Source organism: Pseudoalteromonas sp. ND6B, assembly GCF_000764215.1.
Classification (GTDB): Bacteria; Pseudomonadota; Gammaproteobacteria; order Enterobacterales; family Alteromonadaceae; genus Pseudoalteromonas; species Pseudoalteromonas tetraodonis.
In genome coordinates, this window is the sequence record NZ_JQFL01000067.1 from 1 (window position 1) to 21,037 (window position 21,037).

Below are 21,037 nucleotides of genomic sequence, written 5' to 3' on the forward strand. Positions count from 1 at the left end.
AGTAAGCTCGATTAAATCGAACTTACACCAAATTTGCTTGGTGACAATAGCGTTTTGGACCCACCTGACCCCATGCCGAACTCAGTAGTGAAACGAAACAGCGCCGATGATAGTGTAGCATTTGCTATGTGAAAGTAGGACATTACCAGGCTCCAAATTTAGTCGAAAGACTTTAAATTTAAAAATAAATAATAAGAAAATTGAAAAGAATTTTCTTGGTGACAATAGCGTTTTGGACCCACCTGACCCCATGCCGAACTCAGTAGTGAAACGAAACAGCGCCGATGATAGTGTAGCATTTGCTATGTGAAAGTAGGACATTACCAGGATCCAAATAAGAGAAACCCGTTACAGCGATGTGACGGGTTTTTTGCTGTCTGGGATTTAATAAATAGCCAAGAGCCCATGCCGAACTCAGTGGTGGCCTTTCTCGTACATCCTGTGCTCCACGGCATTCGTATTCCTAAACAGCTCAAAGGCGAGCCCCGCACAAGGCCGCCCCGACACAATGATAGTGTCGCATTTGCTATGTGACTTTCTACCGCTGTGGGCACCATGACATTACCAGGATCCAATTAAAGAAACCCGTTACAGCAATGTAACGGGTTTTTGTTGTCTGAGATAAAGAAAAACATCAAGCCAAGACTGTATATGGAACTTAGTAGTGGCCGCTCTTGCATATCTTGTGCTCCATGGCATTCGTATTCCTATACATCAAACAAAACAGCTTGGAACTAAACAAAAAAGTGGGATGTTCTATTGTATTGTCGCTATAAATTAGCGCACTGGCTCCAAATAACAGAACCACGTTACAGCAAAATGCTGGTTTTTTATTGTTTTAAATTTGAAGATGAATTACGCAATATCTTAAAAAAAGAGACTGCCAGCCAATCTCATCATGTATATGCTTCCTATCAGATTACTAATAACTTATAGACTTAACATTCTCATGCAGTTATAGATCCTACGTGTTAAAATTTGATTTTAACTTTGCATATTATTGAGGTGTCTATTGCCAACCAGTGATTATCAACGAGTGCTAAATGAGATAACTCAAGAGGTTAAACCTTTATTGAGCCAAGGTAAGGTTGCTGATTATATCCCTGCTCTTGCTGAAGTTGATCTTGAGCAGTTTTCTATTGCCATTTACACCACTGAGGGGGAGATATTTTGCGCGGGTGATTGTGAACAGCGTTTTACTATTCAATCTGTTTCTAAAGTAATGACTCTTACATTAGCGCTGCAACGTTATGGCGATGAACTATGGAGTAGAGTGGGTAAAGAGCCCTCTGGAACAGCATTTAATTCACTGACACAGCTTGAGTTTGAAAAAGGCATACCCCGTAACCCATTTATTAATGCGGGTGCCATAGTTACCTGTGATGCTTTATATAGTCGTTTATCAGCACCCATGCACTCTATGCTGGAAACATTTCGCGATTTATCTGGTAATCGAAGTATCGTAATAGATAAACAAGTGGCTAATTCAGAGTATGAGTTTAGGCATCGAAATGCGGCAATGGCACACTTAATGAAATCATTCGGTAACTTTGAAAATGAAGTTGATGATGTGCTGTGGTCATACTTTAATTTTTGTGCCATAGAACTTAATTGTATCGAACTTGCTAAGGCGTACAATTTTTTAGCTAATAAAGGGATAGATTACAGTTCTTCTAAACGAGTGCTTTCTAGTCGTCAGAATAAGCAACTAAATTCGTTGTTATTTACCAGTGGTTTATATGATGCGGCGGGTGATTTTGGTTATCGAGTAGGAATGCCGGGCAAATCAGGTGTTTCTGGCACTATATTGGCGGTGTTACCGAATAGATTTACTGTGGCAGTGTATTCCCCAGGATTAAACTCTTTTGGTAATTCAGTCGCAGGAATAGCAGCATTAGAGCTGCTATCTAAAAAGCTTGATATATCGATATTTTAAATACGCTTAGTGCATTGGGATTTTATTGATCCCAATACACTTGCTCTAAACAATCTTCGCGCTCTGGTAAGCCACGTGATAAGCGTGGAGAATGCTGAACCAGCACTTCGTAACTTGCACGGTTGGCGTATTTACTAATTTGAGCGAGCGAAGAGTAGGTAATCGCTTGTTGCTGATGTTTTGCTGAATTAGCAACGTTCAACTTATGATAAACATTCGCTGATAAGTCATGCAATACAGCGGCTAAAGCACAATCACCAGCGCCGTTGGTATTTTTAATCGAGTCAGGCCCGCCCATAAACGGAGCAGTATGACTATATGCCTTTATTGGGTTTTCACAGTCAACTTTACGCATTGCACGTGAAAACTCATAACGATTAAAGTCAGGGATAGCACCAGGCAAAAGTGGATACTCTGTTTCGCGTTTGAAACTGTCATCAACAAAACCGGCCATAAATAAGCCTTTTTCACCGGCAGTACAAATTACTAAATCAACCCAGTCTAATGCTTTGTCGGCAGCTAGTAATGGATCTTCAAATCCAGTAATTGCTTGGCCTTCTTCTTCGTTCATAGCAAGGATATCAACATGCTTTTCTACAAAGTTAGCCCACCATGTCGGATCCTGCTCGATAAGAAACTTAGTACCGAGTGTTAATACAACCGGTACATCTGCATCGTTAGCATACTTGATTGCTTGCATGGTCGCTTCGGTCATGGTTTCATCGCCTTGAGTACGCATTAAATAAGCGCTAATCACTAATGCCGATGAGCCTTCGATTAGCTCTTTATCAATTGACTCAGGCTTTAGATAATTCATTAGGCCAGCACTAATGGCAAAGGTGCGTTCACCCGTTTCATCAATCAATGTGAAACAGCGGCCTATAGGACCATCTACAGGCTGTAAGTAGTCTAAGTCTACGCGACTTGAGTTATTACATAAAAAGCGATAAGCATAACTGCCTATTTTTATGTTTTCACTCATTACACCTAATAGCACTGAACGGTCATCAGCAAGTACGGAATAGTTGTGCATCGTGTTGCCAACGGTTCCGCCTGCGAATTCGTAATCGACCATGTCGTTTAGTTTTAAGCGATCGTATAAAGCATTGGTGATGTCATTATCTATAACTTGCGACATCCCTCGGCGCAATTGAAATTCATCGAGAAAAGCTTGGTCAACCTTAGCTTCTATATCAACAACGATTTGATCGATCCCCGTAATATAGCTGCGGTGTAATCGCTCAGTGGCGTTAAGTTGATTGGTCAGTGGATCTTTGGCTTCCACTGGAAAATAATGTTTATGCCTGCGGCGTCCAGGAAATTTCATTTGCTACCCGTGTTGTGAGCTAAATAAAAAAAGCGTGAGATTATAGCGTAAATCCTGCCTTATGAGCCATGACAAACCACTTAAATTTGTTTTATTTTTGCAATAAAGTGATCAATGACGCATTTTATTGCGCTAAGTTGGTATAATTACGGCATAAAAAATAGTTAAGTAATAATAATGACAGAGCCATTTGACGACCAATATTGGATGGAACAAGCGCTTGCGTATGCAAAACAAGCGGAGCAGCTAGATGAGATCCCGGTAGGGGCTATAATTGTTAAAGATAATCAGCTTATTAGCGCAGGCTATAATCGTTCAATTACTGATAACGACCCGTCGGCTCATGCTGAGATGATAGCGGTACGTGAAGCAGGAAAAGTACTTAATAATTACCGCTTAATTGACTGTACTCTTTACGTCACGCTAGAGCCATGCTCTATGTGCGCAGGTTTATTAGTACATAGCCGAATTAAACGCTTAGTATTTGGTGCAGCCGATGCTAAAACGGGTTCTGCTGGTTCAATTATGAACCTTTTACAAGAACCTCGTTTAAACCATCAGGTAGAAATAACGGGTGGGGTATTAGAAACACAATGTGCAGAGACTATTTCTAGTTTTTTTAAGCGTCGCCGAGCACAAATAAAGGCGGCAAAGCAAGCCGCTCGTAATAGTAACAGCGATTAGTCAGCTGCTGCTATTAAGGCGTCTAATTCAGCCATTTGCTGCATAGCAAACATGCGGCGGCGCCAAATTATTTTTTTATGTAAATTTCTTAACATCACTCGACGACGAGTGGCGGTTGAGTGCTTTATACAACGTTTAAGTTGATGTGTACGTCTACGTTTAAGCATGACTTATCCTTATGTGCTTGGTAATGACACAAAATTTTATACAATTAAGCCAGATTATTGAATAATTGATTACAAGTAAACAACTATTTGATTTTCTGATGTTCAGTTAATTACTAAGCTGCGTATTTATTTTTTTTCTTCTTCAGCGGCATTACTTGTACGTTGCTCTGAATCATCTGGTTTAACGATTTTCTTTTCTGTTTCATTTGTTGAGGTAATCGGCGCCATTGCATTATTTTCATCAAGCCAAACAAGCGCATCGTAATAGCGGCGTATATTATCAACATAGGTCACAGCTACATCACCGCGAGCATAGCCATAACGGGTATTACGATAATGACGTTTTTTTACTAACAATGGTAAGCGCTTTTTAACGTCGGCCCATTTATCAGGGCTAGCTCCCTGTTGCTCGGTAATAATACGGGCATCGTTAACGTGTCCCCAACCTACATTATAGGCGGCAAGTGCAAGCCAAGTACGATCCGGTTGAGGGATTCGATCCGGGACGCGTTTAATTAATTTTGCTAAGTATTGTGCACCACCGCGTATATTTTGCTCTGGTTCTAAGCGGTTTGTTACACCGACTTGTTTTGCTGTGCGTCTTGTTAGCATCATAATACCACGCACACCGGTTGGTGACTTAGCACGCGGGTTCCACATCGACTCTTGATAACTTAATGCTGCCAGTAAGCGCCAATCTAGGCTACCTGCATATTGCATAAACCAAGGTTGATATTTAGGCAGTGTTTCTTTAATTGCGTCTATATATGCCAAGGTATTAACGTAATTAAATTGGCGGACATGACCGAAGTATTTTTCTTCGAGCACATAAAGTTGATTATTTTGTTTTGCTTCACCAAAAAAGGGGACTAATAATGCGTATAGGGAATCATCATTCGACTTTCTTAGTATCCATGCAATTGAATCATTTCGGGTAACTGAAAAGCCAATACTTAAATTAGGGTGATAGCGACGAAATAGCGCTAAAGTATGTGAATCCGCTAAGGTGTAATCTATTTCGCCGTCAATAACTGCTTGCAGTAATTCTTCTTCATCAAACTCTTCGGTTTCATTCCAGCTTAAGTTTGAGTTGGTTTGTTGAATTTCTTCTAATGTTAATGAATGGCTACTTTTAGCGATAACGGTGAAGTTTCCGGTTAAATCATCAAAATCACGAGGGCGTTCACGGCCTTGTTTAAAGACTAATTTTTGGCTAATTGTTCTGTATGTAGGGCCATAGCGATAGCGCTCAGCACGTACTTTATTGTAGGTAAGCCCTGAGGCAATTAAATCGAGGTCACCACTGTCCAAGCGCGCAAACATTTCGGATAAATTAAAAAAGGGTACAATTTCAAGCTCTACCCCTAAGTAGTCTGCAAACGCTTGAGAGAGCTCAAATTCAAATCCTTGCTCCCCTTGAACGGCTTGATAGTAATTACTTGCACTGGCAAGTGTACCAATACGAATTTTGTTTTCAGATTTGATTTGGGCAAGCTGTGTTGATTGCTCTTGTGTATTACATGCACACAAAAGTATGACTAACGTAATGATTGTTATTAGCTTTATCTTCAACATATTCGCCTCTTTAGCATCGTATCTCCTGTTATAACAAAACTTACTGATTACGTCACTTATCGTTTAATCGCAGTGAGTAAAAAATAGGTGTAAACAAAAAGAAAAAGTTAATTTAATGAAAAGCGCATTTTTGAGTTAAATCTGAGAGTAATTTGGACTATAATACGCGCCTAAAATATCGTTCAATCCCTAACCCCGGGTGAAATTACTTATGTTGATCCTTCGTGGTGCACCAGCACTTTCAGAGTTCAGAGTTAATAAAATTTTAGCGCGTTGCCAACAATCGCAACTTCCTGTCACCAATGTATATGCCGAATACGCTCACTTTGCCGATTTAACATCGCCATTAAACACTGATGAGCACACCAAACTTGAAAAGTTATTAACCTACGGCCCAACAATTGCTGAGCATGCGCCAGCAGGTCAGTTGGTATTAGTGACGCCTCGTCCTGGTACAATCTCGCCATGGGCTTCAAAAGCGACAGATATCGCTCATAACTGTGGGCTTAAACAAGTTCATCGCGTAGAGCGAGGTATTGCTTACTATGTTGAAGGTGATTTAAGTGCAGAACAGTTAGCACAAGTTGCAGCACTTCTTCATGACCGCATGACTGAAGCTACTCACAGTAAATTAGAAGATGCCGCGCAGTTATTTCGCAGCGATGCACCTCGTCCAATGTCATCAGTTGATATTTTAGGTGGCGGCCGTGAAGCATTAGCCACAGCAAATATAGAGCAAGGGTTTGCGCTTGCTGATGATGAAATTGATTATTTAGTTGAAAACTTTATTAAGTTAGGGCGTAACCCTAACGATATTGAACTGTTTATGTTTGCTCAAGCGAACTCAGAGCATTGTCGTCATAAAATATTTAATGCTGATTGGACTATTGATGGCATTGAACAACCAAAGTCGTTGTTCAAAATGATTAAAAACACCTTTGAGCATAATCCTGAAAATGTATTATCTGCTTATAAAGATAATGCAGCCGTAATGAAAGGCTCAAAGGCGGGTCGCTTCTTCCCGAATGCACAAGGTGAATATGCGTATCACCAAGAAGACATTGAAATATTAATGAAGGTTGAAACCCATAACCACCCAACGGCTATTGCTCCTTTCTCTGGTGCGGCAACAGGGTCGGGCGGTGAGATTCGCGATGAGGGCGCAACTGGTCGTGGTTCAAAACCAAAAGCGGGTTTAGTGGGCTTTACTGTATCTAATTTACGTATTCCTGGTTTTGAACAGCCTTGGGAAAGTGATTTTGGTAAGCCTGGCCGTATTGTTAATGCTCTAGATATTATGACTGAAGGCCCATTAGGTGGTGCTGCGTTTAATAACGAGTTTGGCCGTCCTAATTTATTAGGTTATTTCCGTACTTACGAAGAAAAAGTGACCAGTCACAATGGTGAAGAGGTGCGTGGTTACCACAAGCCAATTATGCTTGCCGGTGGTTTAGGTAATATCCGTGCTGATCATGTTCAAAAAGGCGATATTCCAGTTGGTGCAAAACTCATTGCACTAGGCGGCCCTGCAATGAACATTGGCTTAGGCGGTGGCGCTGCATCAAGTATGGCATCGGGTCAATCAAATGAAGATTTAGATTTTGCCTCTGTACAGCGTGAAAACCCAGAAATGGAACGTCGTTGCCAAGAAGTCATCGACAAATGTTGGCAGCTAGGTGATGCAAATCCAATTGCGTTTATTCATGATGTGGGTGCAGGTGGTTTATCTAACGCATTCCCTGAACTTGTTAGTGACGGTGGACGTGGCGGTAAATTTCAGCTTCGCAATATCCCAAATGATGAACCGGGCATGGCACCACACGAAATTTGGTGTAATGAATCGCAAGAGCGCTATGTACTCGCTGTCGCTGTTGAAGATTTTGATCGTTTTGAAGCTATTTGTAAGCGTGAAAGAGCGCAATATGCTGTTATTGGTGAAGCAACTGCAGAGCCTCATTTAACGGTTGCTGATAGTCACTTTGAAAATAATCCTGTTGATTTACCGCTCGATGTTTTATTAGGGAAAGCACCTAAAATGCATCGTGATGTAACATCACAACAAGTGTTAGGTAAAGCACTCGACGTTGAAAATATCAGTGCTGCTGATGCTGCAGAACGTTTATTACGTTTACCAACCATTGCTGAAAAAACCTTCCTCATTACTATTGGCGATCGTTCGGTAACAGGTTTAGTAGCACGCGATCAAATGGTAGGCCCATGGCAAGTACCAGTAGCTAACTGTGCAGTAACCGCAGCAACGTATGACACTTACCATGGTGAAGCAATGTCACTGGGTGAACGTACGCCTGCAGCACTACTTAACTATGGCGCTTCAGCGCGTTTAGCAGTGGCAGAATCGTTAACGAATATTGCCTGTGCAAACATTGGCTCTCTTGAAAATATTAAGTTATCTGCAAACTGGATGGCCGCAGCGGGACACCCAGGAGAAGATGCCGGTTTATACGAAGCGGTAAAAGCGGTGGGTGAAGAGTTATGTCCGGCACTTGGGTTAACAATTCCTGTAGGTAAAGATTCTATGTCGATGAAAACGACATGGAAGAACGAAGATGATGCTACAGAGCAATCTGTAACATCCCCGTTATCGCTTATTATCACTGCTTTTGGTCGTGTTGAAGACGTACGTAAAACAGTGACCCCACAGTTACGAACAGATAAAGGCGATACATCGCTTATTTTAGTTGACTTAGGCGCGGGCAAAAACCGACTGGGCGCATCAAGCCTTGCTCAGGTTTATAAGCAATTAGGTGATACAACACCTGATGTAGATAGCCCAGAGCTACTAAAAGGTTTTTACAACGCAATGCAAGCGCTAGTCGCTGATAGCAAGTTGCTTGCGTACCATGACCGTTCAGACGGTGGTTTATTTACCACTATCGCTGAAATGGCGTTTACCGGTCACACCGGTGTTACCGTTGATTTAGCGACTTTGACCGGCTCTGATATTGAAGCGCTTTATAACGAAGAGCTAGGTGCTGTAATTCAAGTAGCGAATAGCGATTTAGAGGCTGTAAATGCGGTATTTGAGCAGCATGGAGTTGCCGCAATTAGTCATGTGATTGGCTCGCTAAATAACGACGATAACATCGTGTTTAATCGTGGTGAGCAAACAGTACTTAATCATACTCGTACTGAACTTCGTACAATTTGGGCCGAAACAACGTATCAAATGCAAGCGCGTCGTGATAACCCAGATTGTGCTAAGCAAGAGTTTGACGCTAAGTTTGACGCAAAAGATCCTGGCTTAAATGTAAAACTTAACTTTGATTTAAATGAAGATGTTGCAGCTCCATATATTGCAACTGGTGCTAAACCGCAAATGGCTATTTTACGTGAGCAAGGTGTAAACTCTCATTTAGAAATGGCAGCTGCATTTAACCGTGCGGGCTTTGCAGCGGTTGATGTGCACATGAGCGACATTTTAGAAGGGCGCTTAACACTTGAGCAATTTAAAGGCTTAGTGGCGTGTGGCGGTTTCTCTTACGGTGATGTGCTTGGTGCGGGTGAAGGTTGGGCTAAGTCAATACTGTTTAATGACATGGCACGCGATCAATTCCAAAGTTTCTTCCACCGTGAAGACACCTTTAGCTTAGGGGTATGTAACGGTTGTCAAATGCTATCAACATTAAAAGAGTTGATCCCAGGTACTGAGCATTGGCCACGCTTTGTAACGAACAAGTCAGAGCGTTTTGAAGCACGCTTTAGCTTAGTTGAAATACAAGAGAATCCATCGGTATTCTTTAATGGTATGGCGGGCTCGCGGATGCCAATTGCGGTATCTCATGGTGAAGGCCATGCAGAGTTTGCAAACGAAGCAGCAACAAAAGCAGCACTTGCAAGTGGTACTGTAGCGGTTAAATTTGTTGATAACTACGGCAACCCTACAACGCAATACCCAGCGAACCCGAACGGCTCGCCAGAAGGTATCACAGGTATTACATCAACAGATGGCCGTGCAACTGTAATGATGCCACATCCAGAGCGTGTATTTCGTACTGTTGCTAACTCTTGGCACCCAGATGAGTGGAAAGAGGATAGCCCATGGATGCGTATGTTCCGTAATGCGCGTAAAAATGTAGGTTAATATACACACTAGATTCATGATCTGGATGTAAAATAAAAAAGGCTGCCTTGTGCAGCCTTTTTTGATTATAGTGATTAAAAAACATGTAAGGATAATATGTTTAAGCGCATTGGTTTAATTGTTGGCACTCTTTTACTGAGTCTATTATTACTCGGGTATGTATTTCGCTTGCCTTTACTACAATGGGCCATTGCCCCTGAACTTAAAAAAGCAGGTGTCACATTAAGCTGCCTCGATTTTTCAATTACCTCAAAGTTAAATATACATGCCGATACTGTGTGTTTAAATTACCAAAACCAACAATTACAACTCTCTGATATTACTGCAAATACAAAGCATGTCAGTGTTCAAAGTGCAATATTAACGCTCAATCCATTACCTAAAAGTGATAACGCTAATCAACCGGCTAAACAGCTTAAGATAACGCTACCTTCAAATCGCCCTCTTATTAATATTAAACAGCTTGTAGTAAACAGTAATCAGCTCAATAAACCATTAAAATTTAGTGTATTAGAACCTGCGCTAAATCAATTTAATGTAACGGGCGATATAAATGCGAGTGCGATTTTAACCACCAATAAAATAAGTGGTCAGCTAGCAGTTGATGACATTTTGTTAAAACAGGTAATAAACACTAAAAACACCTTACTCGATGCTGTTAACTTTAATACTCAACAAGTGTTTAGTTTTGACGGGATTGAGCTTAAGTTGAGCGGGGGGATTAGCGCTCAATTTGCTCATACGTTTGAGCAATGCCAATTTAATTTATTAACCACTGGCCAGATGGCTACTCGCTTTAATTTAAATAACCAAGCGTTAATCCTAGATACCGGTTCACTTAATAACAAAATTAATTTAAGCCCTCGCTGCACTGAGTTAATTCCACCAAGTGAGTACGCAGATTTTGTAAGCAAACAAGTTGCTTTAAATTGGCAGGTTAAGCTTTCTCAAGCTCTTCGTTTAGAACAGGGGGAGCTGAGTATTCCAGTAATTAATGTGATGAGTGAAGGTAATAAACACTTTGATATTTTAATAACAGATACCGCACTCCCTATTAACGCTTTGCTTGATAATATGCAGGCAAAGGTGTCTGCTCAAATAAACACGCCAGATATAAACAGCATTAATATAAGTGCTCAGCTAAATGGTACTAAAGTTAAAGGTGATTACAACGTTGAGCTTAAAAGACTACCCGCATTTATCCCTGTTACTGCTAATATGCTTAATTTCAGTGGTTACTTTGAATTAAGTGAATTTATTGACTCAAAACCCGTCGGGTACACACAGAGTAAATTTTCCGTTGCTAGCTTTGAAGCTTTTGATGTAAAAGCAGTGCATTATCAAGGTGGTTTAACCGCGAAAATGGATAAACAACTAAATGCAGAAATTACATTAACTAATCAGTTAAAAAATGCGGCATATAAAGAATTTAAACTTACCAATATAAATAATAGTCTCACGGCAAAAGCAAACCTAGGTGTAGGTGAGTTATTTGCTCATTTAACTGCGAAAACGCAAATTAAGGCTCTTAATAGCGCTGATATAAGACTGAATAATATAAAAATAGACTCGAGTGGATTACAAAGCCGTGCACTTAAAGCGTCGCACCATGCGTTTATAGATGATATTGAGTTGGTGGTAAATCATCATATATCGTCACAGGCACATCCGTTTGAGGTAATTGTGCCAGCGCAAAGTGTGTTGCCATTAAACACCTTTATTAATCAGTTTTATCCACTTGCTAAGCTGACAAAAGGTACTTTTAACGGCAATATTAGTGGCGATGTCAATTTACAAAGGGCATCCTTTGATATAGATATTCGCCAATTAAGTGGACTTTATAATGACTACCTTGCAAGTGATTTTAGTAGTGTATTTAGCGGGGAGTTTAATTCAGGTAGGCTTAATGTAAAACCGACTACCTTTCATTTAAATGAGTTTAGAGCGGGCGCAGTTATCAAAGGCCTTAAAGGGCAATGGCTCGTCAATAACAATAATGTGCTTGTTAGTAATGTTGAAGGTAATGTGCTTGGCGGTACATTTTTATTAGATAACTATACGCTTGGACAAGAAACCCAAGTTAGCACTGTAACGTTTAATAATATTGATGCAAGTAAGCTGATCACCCTTGATGATAAGTCGGGTATTACTTTAACAGGACGTTTGGCTGGTACACTGCCGGTGAGCGTTAATAAAAATGGTGTGCACATTAGCCAAGGCAGTCTGTTTAGCCAAGGTGAGGGCAATTTAAAAATTAGCAATAATGCTGCATTTGATTCTGTGATGCAGCAACAGCAAGAGTTGCAACCTGTACTGGGGTTATTGACTGATTTAGATATTCAAAAACTCAATAGCAGCGTTGTACTTAAAAATGATGGTTGGTTAAAGCTTGGAGTTAATTTACAAGGTTATAATCAGCAAGCGCAGCAGCAAGTTAACTTTAATTACAACCATGAAGAAAACATATTTACGCTTCTACGGGCACTGCGTTTAAGTGATGAAATTACACAAAAAGTTGAGCAACAATTTTCACAAAAAGGAAATGGGCAATGAGACAGTCGTTATCGATAAAAGTGCTGCTCGCGTTAGCAGCAATATCAGCACTAAGTGCGTGCACGCATCGTGTTGAGGTGTCGGCTAAAGAGCCAATCACTATTAATTTAAATGTTAAGGTTGATCATGAAATTCGTGTCAAAGTAGATAAAGAGCTCGATAATTTATTTAGCGATGACAGTGAGTTATTTTAAGGAGCTAGAATATGAATATTAAAAATAAATTAAATATAGTAACCCTAATTAGTGCCGTTTGTATGTCATTTTCAGTTTGGGCTATGAGTTTAGATGAAGCTAAAAGCCAAGGCTTAGTTGGTGAAAACAGCTCAGGCTACCTTGGATTAGTTGTACAAAATACAGAAGCAAAAGCGGTTGTTGATGACGTTAACGAAAAACGTAAGGCACAGTACTTAAAATTAGCTAAAAAGAATAACTTGTCACTTGCACAAGTTGAGGCATTGGCAGCGGCAAAAACAATCGAAAAAACGCAAAGCGGCCACTACATTGAAGTAAACGGTAGCTGGGTCAAAAAATAAAGTTAATGGGTTAACTAAAGGTATTAAAAGCCGAGCTTATACGCTCGGTTTTTTACAGTTTTCTAATAATTGTTGCCAAAAATCAATGCCTTTTCGGCGTGCTAAGTTTATATTATGCTCAGGAATAGACTCAGGTTCGTCATAATTTTCAAGTGCTTCACTCATACTTGCTTCACGAATTAGGTGCAAGGTAGGAAACGGCGCTCTATTTGTGTAGTTGGCCGCATCGGTTTCATCGCTATCGGCAAATACATAATCGGGGTGAAAATTTGCAATTTGATATTTACCTTCAAAGCCTTGTGCAACCAATAGCGCATTTGCTAAATCGACTAAATCTAAAAAGTCTTCAAAGTCACTAAAACCGTTATCGAACATGATTAGCGTGGTTTCTCGTTCTCTCTCGCGGTCAAGCTCGATACATTGCTCAAGCATATCCATTACAGCATCATCGATAGTATTGGCGTTACTTACAATGTAATGAATACAGTTGTTTTCGACTTCTTTACGGGCAAACGGGCAAAAGTTATATTTTACAATAACGGATGAAACCCATTCTCGGGTTTGGCTAATAGCTATGTTAGTCACTGTTTTGGCTCTAAGTATTGATTAATAATAGTGAGTGTTTTTTTTATGGCGCCTTGGTTTTTAGCAACACATTGCGCAGCTTTTGTGCCGAGCGTTTGGCATGCCTTTTTATTTTGGCTAAAGGTAATGAGTTGTTGTGCCAGTTCATCTGCATTTTCTACCACGCATGCCCCTTTAAGCTTTGTTAACTCAGGATAGACATGATCAAAGTTATACGTGTGAGGGCCTGTTATTACACCGACCGAAAATGCGGCTGACTCAAGCGGGTTATGACCACCACGACGAATCAAACTACCGCCAATATAACTAACACTAGCCGCGCCGTATAAACACTGTAATTCACCTAGCGTATCGGCAAGTAAAACGTGTTCGTTTTGGTAATTATTTTGGCTACGACGACTAAAGCTTAAAGTACTTTGTGTGAGTAGTTCAGCCACTTTATCAAATTGCTCGGGGTGTCGCGGGGCAATAATCAATAAAGCATCAGGCTGCTTTTTTAACAACTGCTGGTGGGCATCGAGTATTAATTCATGCTCTATAGGGTGAGTAGAACCTGCCACCCATATAAAACGTTCTTGGCTATTATAGTACTGTTTGAGCGCGCTCACCTTTGTTAGTTGCTCTTGAGTAGGGCTAATATCAAACTTGATTGAACCTGTAACATGGCTTTTTGAAGGCTCAAGCCCAAGTGCAATAAAACGCTCTGCATCTGTTTTGTTATGACTGGCTAACGCAGTAATAGAGTGCATAATACGGTGAGTTAACTGCGCAACCTTTTGATAACCCTGCTGCGACTTCTCAGAAAGTCTCGCATTAACAACCAATACCGGGATTTTTTTGTTATGCGCATTAGCCATAATATTTGGCCACAATTCAGTTTCTAAAATACACAGTAACTGCGGTTTTACGCGTTTTAAAAATCGAGCAGTGGCAAAAGGAAAATCGATAGGTAAATAACTAGTAGCGACGGTATCTTTAAATTGTGCTGTTATTTGTGCGCGGCCAGTCGGGGTATTACAAGTGATCAGAATATTGAGCTGCGGGTGCTCATTTTGCAACGCTTTAATTAATGGCGTAGCTGCTAATACCTCTCCTACAGAAGCACAATGAATAACAACAGGTTTAGTGTTATTAGAAAATAAACAGCGACGTACAAACCCAAAACGTTCTTTAAAATGCGCGCGATAACCCGAATTTTTTTTACCACGTAATACATATAAATAAAATATGATCAAAGGGCTAATAATGATTAGTGCAAGTGAATAAAAAGTGCGTGCCATACTGAGCTTTGTTTAAGGTAATTGTAGCTAGTTTATCGTGAAACGGCTTATTTCTAAACACACAAAGTATAAAAGTTGGTTTGAGTTCATTTACTAGGGTATAAACTAAATCAATGTCATTCAAATCACGCTATTGCATCAGTTTCATGATTTTAGGAAATGCTTATGGTTACTTTTATAACAAAAACGATTTCCATGCAGTAAGCCTTTGATTTTAGTTTCTGTGAAACATCTAATTTAGTTATATAGAGGTGATTTGGCTATAAAATTATGGAATAATGAAATTAATTTTTCCTGCCATTTCAGTTCCAAGAGGAATATCTCATGTCAATTATAGATTCAGTGGCAACCAGCTACCTAGAAAGTTTAAACCGTCATCAAGTATTGTTTGAAACAATGGAGGCGTATCATCAAGAGGTAATGCAGTTGCTAGAAGCATGTCATAGTGCTTTACAAGCTGGTGGTAAGGTGGTTTGGTTTGGTAATGGCGGCAGTGCTGCCGATGCTCAGCATTTAGCTGCAGAGTTTGTGGTGCGTTATAAATTAGAGCGAGGTCCATTAGCGTCTATTGCTTTGACCACAGACACGTCTATTTTAACAGCGCACAGCAACGATTATCATTTTGATACTGTGTTTGAGCGCCAAGTACAGGCGCTATGTAAGCCTGAGGATATCGTGATTGGTTTAACTACATCAGGTACCAGTAAAAATATTAATTTAGCATTAGAAGCTGCTAACAAAATAGGGGCATTCACGGTTGCACTTACTGGCCGTGACGGCGGGCAAGTAAAAGATATTGCAAAGTTACCTATTATTATTAAAAACGACGAAACCGCGCGTATTCAAGAAGCACACATGTTTATTGGCCATTGGTTATGTGAAGCCATGGATATGGTTGTTGCGGAGCAGCAGTAATGGATTTATCTTTACTAAAGAACTTATCAGCAGCACGTATTTTAGTGGTGGGCGACGTGATGCTCGATCGCTATTGGTATGGTGATTCAGGGCGTATCTCACCAGAAGCGCCAGTACCCGTTGTTAAAGTAAGTAAATTTGAAGACAAGGCTGGCGGTGCGGCTAATGTGGCTAAAAATATAGCCCGTTTAGATGGTAAAGTGGGGTTGTTAGGCCTTATTGGTGAGGACGAAAGTGGGCAAATTTTAGAAAATATTTTAGAAGGTGAAAAAATAAATTCACAGCTTGTCAGCGTGTGTGATTTACCGACTATTTCTAAAATGCGTGTAATTAGCCGTCATCAGCAAGTGGTACGTTTAGATTTAGAAGAAACTTTTAACGAATCACATAGCCAGCTTTTATTAAATCGATTAGAGCTTGTGCTAAATGATTACGACTTTATAGTGTTTTCTGATTACAACAAAGGCTCGCTATCGCTGATCAAAGAGATGATAAGTGTGGCCAAAAAAGCAGGTAAAACGGTACTTGTTGATCCTAAATCATCGGACTTACAGTTATATCGCGGTGCTGATTATATAACCCCTAATTTAAATGAATTTAAATTAGCAGGCGGGCAAGTGGGCTCAGAAGAGACACTTGCAAGTAGTGCACGAAACCTCATTAGTGATGCGGGTATAACGGCGATGTTACTTACCCGTTCAGAGCAAGGTATGTCGCTTATAAATGCCACTGAAAAATATGATTTTGCAGCTCAAGAGCTTGAGGTCAGTGACGTAACTGGCGCTGGGGATACTGTTATTGCAACCCTTGCCGTTATGTTAGGTGCGGGCATGATGCCTAAAGATGCGGTAGAAATTGCTAATTTAGCTGCAGGTATTGCGGTGAGTAAATTGGGCGCGGCTACGGTTTCTCCAGAAGAGTTAAGTCGAAAACTGGGGCAATACTTACAAGCAACTGGCGAGCATTATCAAACCCCGTTTGATGACGTATTGCAGCATATTGAATTTGCTAAGCAAAATGGTGAAACGATTGTATTTACTAATGGTTGCTTTGATATTTTGCATGCAGGGCATGTGCGGTATTTAGCGCAAGCTAAAGCCCGTGGGGACAGATTAGTGGTTGGTTTAAACAATGATGACTCTATTGCTCGTTTGAAAGGCCCAGAACGCCCAATAAACCCATTAGATGAGCGCGCCATGGTCCTCAGTGCACTTGCCTCCGTTGATTGGGTTATCCCGTTTGGAAGTGCTGATGAAAATGACACGCCGGCAAAACTTATCGAGCAAATAAGCCCTGATATTCTTGTCAAAGGCGGCGACTATACGGTAGAACAAATAGCCGGTGCGGAGCATGTGCTGCGCCATGGCGGAAAAGTCGAAGTGCTTGAGTTTTTAGATGGCTGTTCAACATCAAAAGTGATTAGCAAAATAAAAAGCTAGTTAATGAAATAAAAAAAAGGGAATAAACTGCAGTTTATCCCCTTTTTTAATGTTATTAATGAAACTAAAAGTTGTATTCGAACTTAGCAAATGCAGAGGTATCGTTTTCTGCTCCATCGTTATTAGAGGCAAGTCCGCCAAGGGTTAAGCGCCCCCCCATGGCAAGCATTCTATAACGTACTTCAAGCTGCTTAGAACTAAATGCGGTTTTTGTGATTGAGTTACCTAAATCTGGATTATTAGGGTAACGATCGCGGTTGTCGCTATTGAAGTCAATATCACGCAGTTTTACTTGCCAATCAGTCCCGTTAGAAAGTTGCCCAAGTACAGTAAGTACTAGTGACTGCGTATCATTATCATAACTAGATCCGATAGGACGGCCATGATAGCGATAGCCTGATTGATAATCTGTGTGCTCATAATAGCAGTTTTCGGTCGTTGACCCCGCAGAGCAAGAGACACCTGTATCAATATATTCTAAGTTGACTAGTAAATTCTGCTCGTAAACGCGATGTGTTGTTTGTAAGCCAAATAAATACGCTCTATCTGCTGGTTTAAATTGTGAGCTCGCATCTTCACCAATGGTACTTGCATAAATAGCATAAGGTTGATTGAACAACGTATCAGACCAGCGAATATCAATACCGGCTAATTGATTACCAATTTTTGACTGTAACTGGCTATCACAATTACTGGTGCCATCAACGCATTCTGTATCACCGGCAATCATATCGATAAAGTCACTAGCCGAGCTTGGTTGTCCTTTGCCTGCCCATTGTGCCGACCAGCTAAAGCCAATTTCTAATTGTTGAATTGGACGAAGATTTAAACGAGTACTCCACAATAACGCATCTGGTACAACTCGGGTTGACTCTAGCTTTGCCATTTGTGCAGTAAAGCTCCACTGACCAATCCAACTCAGCCAAGGTGTTTCAAATGCACTGCTTTGTTCTCTGCTGATACTTATTGCAGGAAGTGGTTTGGCGTTACCAGACATAATTAGACTGTTATCAACGCCTGGTCCCCAAAACTGTTCAACCGCACCGGCTCTAAATATCCAATTACCCAAACGATACGCTAAATAGCTATCATCAAGTGAGGTATCATTGCAGTCAGTCAGTGCTTGCTCATTGTTAACTATATTGTCTGTTGTTTTACCGTTGATTAAACACTTTTTACCATCACTGCGGTGATTAAGCGCAATTTTGGCTGCAAAGTTATGTCCTAGGTAAGCATAGGCTGCTGTTAATTCTGACTCTTGGGTATTCGTTGCACCAAAGCTGGTGGTCGCTAATGGATCTGAGCTGGCAAATGCAGAAAGTTGAACACTATGTGAACCACTGTTTTCTGACTTATAACGATGTTTTACACGCAATAACGCATCTTGTAAGCGAGGTGATAATTGCTCTAGTCCGGCATTATCGATATCAGCAATAAAGCTTTTCCACATTAACGGGTAAGTCGTTACCGGGGCTAAAATAACACCTGCATCGGCGAGTTGCTGGATATCCGCTCTTAACCCAAAATCATCAGGTTTAACCCAGGGTTCAGCATAAACAGGGGTACTCATTGCACAAAAAAGCGAAGAAAGTATAAAAATTTTGTTTCGCAAAGCTCAGATCCTTGTGATTGAAATTACCGGTAAGTTTAGCAATCTAAGCATCTTATTGCAGTAATTAAATCTAAATTGGTATGTTAAATCATATAGAAAAATGCTTACCATCTATCGCTAAAAAGTTGCCATTGGTATACTGCAGGTCAAATAAGCCAGTGAGATTGTAATGAGCAAAAAACGACTTTTATTTATTCCTGTGTCATCACCAGAAGGTATTGGTGAATATATGCGCTCATTACAGCTGGCTCAAACTTTAAAGGCTGAGTATGGCAAGCAGTTAGATATTCATTTTATTTTAAATAAACATACGGCTTATGCTAAAAGCTGCCCGTTTTCTAGCTTACTCTTAAACCAATCGGCAACAAAAGAAAATACGCACGTATGTCAGTTTATTGATCAATACAAACCAGATGCGGTGCTTTTTGATTGCGCAGGACGCGCTGAGCAAATGAAAGCGGCAAAAAAAGTGGGTGCTAAAGTTGTTTTTATTTCGCAGCATGCAAAAAAGCGGGCAAAAGGTTTAAAGCTTAATAGGACTGGTCTTATTGATACTCATTGGGTGGTACAACCGGATTACTGTATTGAACCTCTTTCGTGGTATGAAAAGCTAAAATTGAGCATGTTGCCTTTGGCCTATCCTGCTAATGTTGGGCCATTTACAGTATTTGCATCAGCGCAACAAAAATGCGATGCACTAAACCGTTATCACTTGAAAGAAAAAGAATTCTTTATTGTTAACGCGGGCTCTGGTGGTCATACAGTTAATGGCGTAAATTGCGCAGATATATATTTTCAAGCAGGGCTTGTTATTGCTAAACAAACAGGCTTGAAAGGCGTGGTGGTATTTGGCCCTAATTACACTAAGTCGCTACCTAAAACCAATGAGTTAATTTGTTTGCCAAGCCAAGAGGGAACTGAATTTTTAGCCTTACTCAGTCAGGCTAAAATTGCATTACTGAGCGCGGGTGATACTTTACTACAAGCTATTGCTTTGCAAACCCCAACCATTGCTTGTGCTATTTCAAAAGATCAGAGTGATCGAGTCGCACGTTGTGCAGTCACAGGCGTTGTTAAGCAAGCTGAGCTTGATATTTTAGACATCACTCAAAAAGTGCAAGAGCTACTTACTGAGCCAAATTATAACAATACACTCAGCCAATATATGTTGTTAGAAAATGTACATAGCTTTGATGTTATAACGAATGGTGTAAAAGTACTGTTGCAGGGGAATAAGCTATGAATATTGTCATTGTAATTGACTCTCTTGTTGGTGGTGGCGCTGAAAAGGTAATGCTTACATTAGCGCAAGAGATGGTATTAAAAGACCACAATGTGACTATCTTGTCATTGGCGCAAAATATTGAATATGACATTCCAACCACTTTGAACGTTGAAAGTTTATTTTCAGGTCGAGCAACTAAAGTAGATCGATTTTGGCAGATAAAAAAGAATATCAGAGTGTTAGAGACATGGTTTGAGCAAAAGTTACGGCAACTTGGGTCTATTGATATAGTACTTTCTAATTTAGATCGTAGTAATAACTTATTAGCGCAGAGTAAAATAAAAAATATCCATTTTGTTGTTCATAACTCAGTTAATGCAGAGCTCGCTAGGCAAAAAAAACTAGGCCCGCTTTCATACTTATATCTTAAAAAGAGTAAACAAAATCTTAATGGTAAATCACTGATCTGCGTGTCCAAAGGGGTTGAAGAAGAAATACAACAAGGCAGCTTAATAACCCCAAGTGCTATTACCACTATTTATAATCCATTCAATTTTAAAACAATCAATGATAAAGCTAATGAGGTGAATACAAATATACCCGATTCTCCCTATCTTATTCATGTGGGACGTTTAGCTAAACAAAAACGCCATGATATTTTATTTTCTGCATTTGCCAAGTTAGATAAAAAATACAAATTAGTGCTGTTATGTAACAAAAAAGAAAAGGCATTAAAGTTAGCCAAAGAATATGGTATTGAAAATCAGCTTATTGTTCCGGGATTTGTACAAAACCCATATAACTGGATAAAGCAGGCAAAAGCTTTATTGTTAAGTTCAGACTTTGAAGGGTTTGGTAATGTGCTAGTCGAGGCTTTAGCAGTAGGTACGCCTGCTGTCAGTACTGAGTGCCCTCATGGTCCAAGTGAAATACTTACGGGTGAACTAAGTAAATACCTAGTACCTATTGGCCAAGGTGAGCTCCTAGCGCTCGCAGTTAAGCAAGTGCTCGCAGATAACCCAAATGTAACCAACGCAGCTATTTTAGAAAAGGTGTGTGCCGATAGAGTAACAGAGCAATACTTAGCGTTAGCAAACTAGTT

General features: G+C 40.2%; 16 protein-coding genes and 2 rRNA genes. 12 read left to right on the plus strand and 6 right to left on the minus strand.

Annotation, left to right across the window (positions count from 1 at the left end; all coding sequences use genetic code 11):
• Positions 1–36 precede the first annotated feature (36 nt).
• From rrf (ND6B_RS04240) to glsB, 3 genes are all read left to right on the plus strand, one after another.
• A 5S ribosomal RNA gene (rrf, locus tag ND6B_RS04240) occupies positions 37–151 on the plus strand.
• Between the two features lie 63 nt (positions 152–214).
• Positions 215–329 (plus strand): 5S ribosomal RNA (gene rrf, locus ND6B_RS04235).
• Between the two features lie 683 nt (positions 330–1,012).
• Entirely contained in the window at positions 1,013–1,936 is a 924-nt protein-coding gene (gene glsB / locus ND6B_RS04230) for a glutaminase B (RefSeq protein WP_028835530.1), read from the plus strand.
• 22 nt (positions 1,937–1,958) lie between these two features.
• Here the strand turns inward: glsB and ND6B_RS04225 are convergent, their stop codons facing one another.
• Positions 1,959–3,263, minus strand: a complete 1,305-nt coding sequence (locus tag ND6B_RS04225; protein WP_013464270.1) for an inosine/guanosine kinase — start codon at positions 3,261–3,263, stop codon at positions 1,959–1,961.
• A 177-nt stretch (positions 3,264–3,440) separates the two neighbouring features.
• On the opposite strand from ND6B_RS04225, the gene tadA reads away from it, so the two are divergent.
• Positions 3,441–3,947, plus strand: coding sequence for a tRNA adenosine(34) deaminase TadA (gene tadA, locus ND6B_RS04220; RefSeq protein ID WP_033104008.1), 507 nt, complete (start codon positions 3,441–3,443; stop codon positions 3,945–3,947).
• Here the strand turns inward: tadA and ND6B_RS20310 are convergent.
• Both ND6B_RS20310 and mltF read right to left on the minus strand, forming a co-directional pair.
• Positions 3,944–4,114 (minus strand): hypothetical protein, encoded by a 171-nt coding sequence (locus ND6B_RS20310; RefSeq protein ID WP_008468235.1) that lies wholly within the window; start codon positions 4,112–4,114, stop codon positions 3,944–3,946. The two genes, tadA and ND6B_RS20310, sit on opposite strands and share 4 nt — an antisense overlap.
• A gap of 126 nt (positions 4,115–4,240) precedes the next feature.
• On the minus strand, positions 4,241–5,689 hold the full coding sequence (gene mltF / locus ND6B_RS04215; RefSeq protein WP_033104009.1) for a membrane-bound lytic murein transglycosylase MltF: 1,449 nt from the start codon (positions 5,687–5,689) through the stop codon (positions 4,241–4,243).
• A 211-nt stretch (positions 5,690–5,900) separates the two neighbouring features.
• Here mltF and purL point away from each other — a divergent pair, with 211 nt between their 5' ends.
• The 4 genes from purL to ND6B_RS04195 all read left to right on the plus strand — a co-directional run bounded on the left by purL (position 5,901) and on the right by ND6B_RS04195 (position 12,879).
• Entirely contained in the window at positions 5,901–9,791 is a 3,891-nt protein-coding gene (purL, locus tag ND6B_RS04210) for a phosphoribosylformylglycinamidine synthase (RefSeq protein WP_028835528.1), read from the plus strand.
• Positions 9,792–9,887: 96 nt separating this feature from the next.
• Entirely contained in the window at positions 9,888–12,344 is a 2,457-nt protein-coding gene (locus ND6B_RS04205) for a YdbH domain-containing protein (RefSeq protein ID WP_033104010.1), read from the plus strand.
• A complete protein-coding gene (locus tag ND6B_RS04200) occupies positions 12,341–12,538 on the plus strand; it encodes a YnbE family lipoprotein (RefSeq protein WP_028835526.1) in 198 nt (65 codons plus the stop codon). The genes ND6B_RS04205 and ND6B_RS04200 overlap by 4 nt, the downstream gene beginning before the upstream one ends.
• 11 nt (positions 12,539–12,549) lie before the next feature.
• Positions 12,550–12,879, plus strand: coding sequence for a YdbL family protein (locus ND6B_RS04195; protein WP_008468219.1), 330 nt, complete (start codon positions 12,550–12,552; stop codon positions 12,877–12,879).
• 36 nt (positions 12,880–12,915) lie between these two features.
• Here ND6B_RS04195 and ND6B_RS04190 read toward each other — a convergent pair whose 3' ends face one another.
• Both ND6B_RS04190 and waaA read right to left on the minus strand, forming a co-directional pair.
• Positions 12,916–13,464 carry a DUF1415 domain-containing protein gene (locus tag ND6B_RS04190; RefSeq protein ID WP_033104011.1) on the minus strand — a complete coding sequence of 183 codons (549 nt, stop codon included), beginning with the start codon at positions 13,462–13,464 and terminating at the stop codon, positions 12,916–12,918.
• Positions 13,461–14,744, minus strand: a complete 1,284-nt coding sequence (waaA, locus tag ND6B_RS04185; protein WP_033104012.1) for a lipid IV(A) 3-deoxy-D-manno-octulosonic acid transferase — start codon at positions 14,742–14,744, stop codon at positions 13,461–13,463. Before waaA ends, ND6B_RS04190 begins: the two co-directional genes overlap by 4 nt.
• Positions 14,745–15,068: 324 nt before the next feature.
• On the opposite strand from waaA, the gene ND6B_RS04180 reads away from it, so the two are divergent.
• Entirely contained in the window at positions 15,069–15,659 is a 591-nt protein-coding gene (locus ND6B_RS04180) for a D-sedoheptulose-7-phosphate isomerase (RefSeq protein ID WP_024601842.1), read from the plus strand.
• Complete coding sequence (gene hldE, locus ND6B_RS04175; protein WP_033104013.1) at positions 15,659–17,098, plus strand: bifunctional D-glycero-beta-D-manno-heptose-7-phosphate kinase/D-glycero-beta-D-manno-heptose 1-phosphate adenylyltransferase HldE; 1,440 nt, start codon at positions 15,659–15,661, stop codon at positions 17,096–17,098. Before ND6B_RS04180 ends, hldE begins: the two co-directional genes overlap by 1 nt.
• A gap of 64 nt (positions 17,099–17,162) precedes the next feature.
• Here the strand turns inward: hldE and ND6B_RS04170 are convergent, their stop codons facing one another.
• Positions 17,163–18,710 (minus strand): capsule assembly Wzi family protein, encoded by a 1,548-nt coding sequence (locus tag ND6B_RS04170; RefSeq protein WP_033104014.1) that lies wholly within the window; start codon positions 18,708–18,710, stop codon positions 17,163–17,165.
• 169 nt (positions 18,711–18,879) lie between these two features.
• On the opposite strand from ND6B_RS04170, the gene ND6B_RS04165 reads away from it, so the two are divergent.
• Both ND6B_RS04165 and ND6B_RS04160 read left to right on the plus strand, forming a co-directional pair.
• The gene (locus tag ND6B_RS04165; RefSeq protein WP_033104015.1) at positions 18,880–19,953 is read left to right on the plus strand and encodes a hypothetical protein; all 1,074 of its coding nucleotides are present in this window, start codon (positions 18,880–18,882) and stop codon (positions 19,951–19,953) included.
• Positions 19,950–21,035: a glycosyltransferase gene (locus ND6B_RS04160; protein WP_013464282.1), complete on the plus strand. Its 1,086-nt coding sequence runs from the start codon at positions 19,950–19,952 to the stop codon at positions 21,033–21,035. Before ND6B_RS04165 ends, ND6B_RS04160 begins: the two co-directional genes overlap by 4 nt.
• The last annotated feature ends 2 nt before the right edge of the window (positions 21,036–21,037 follow it).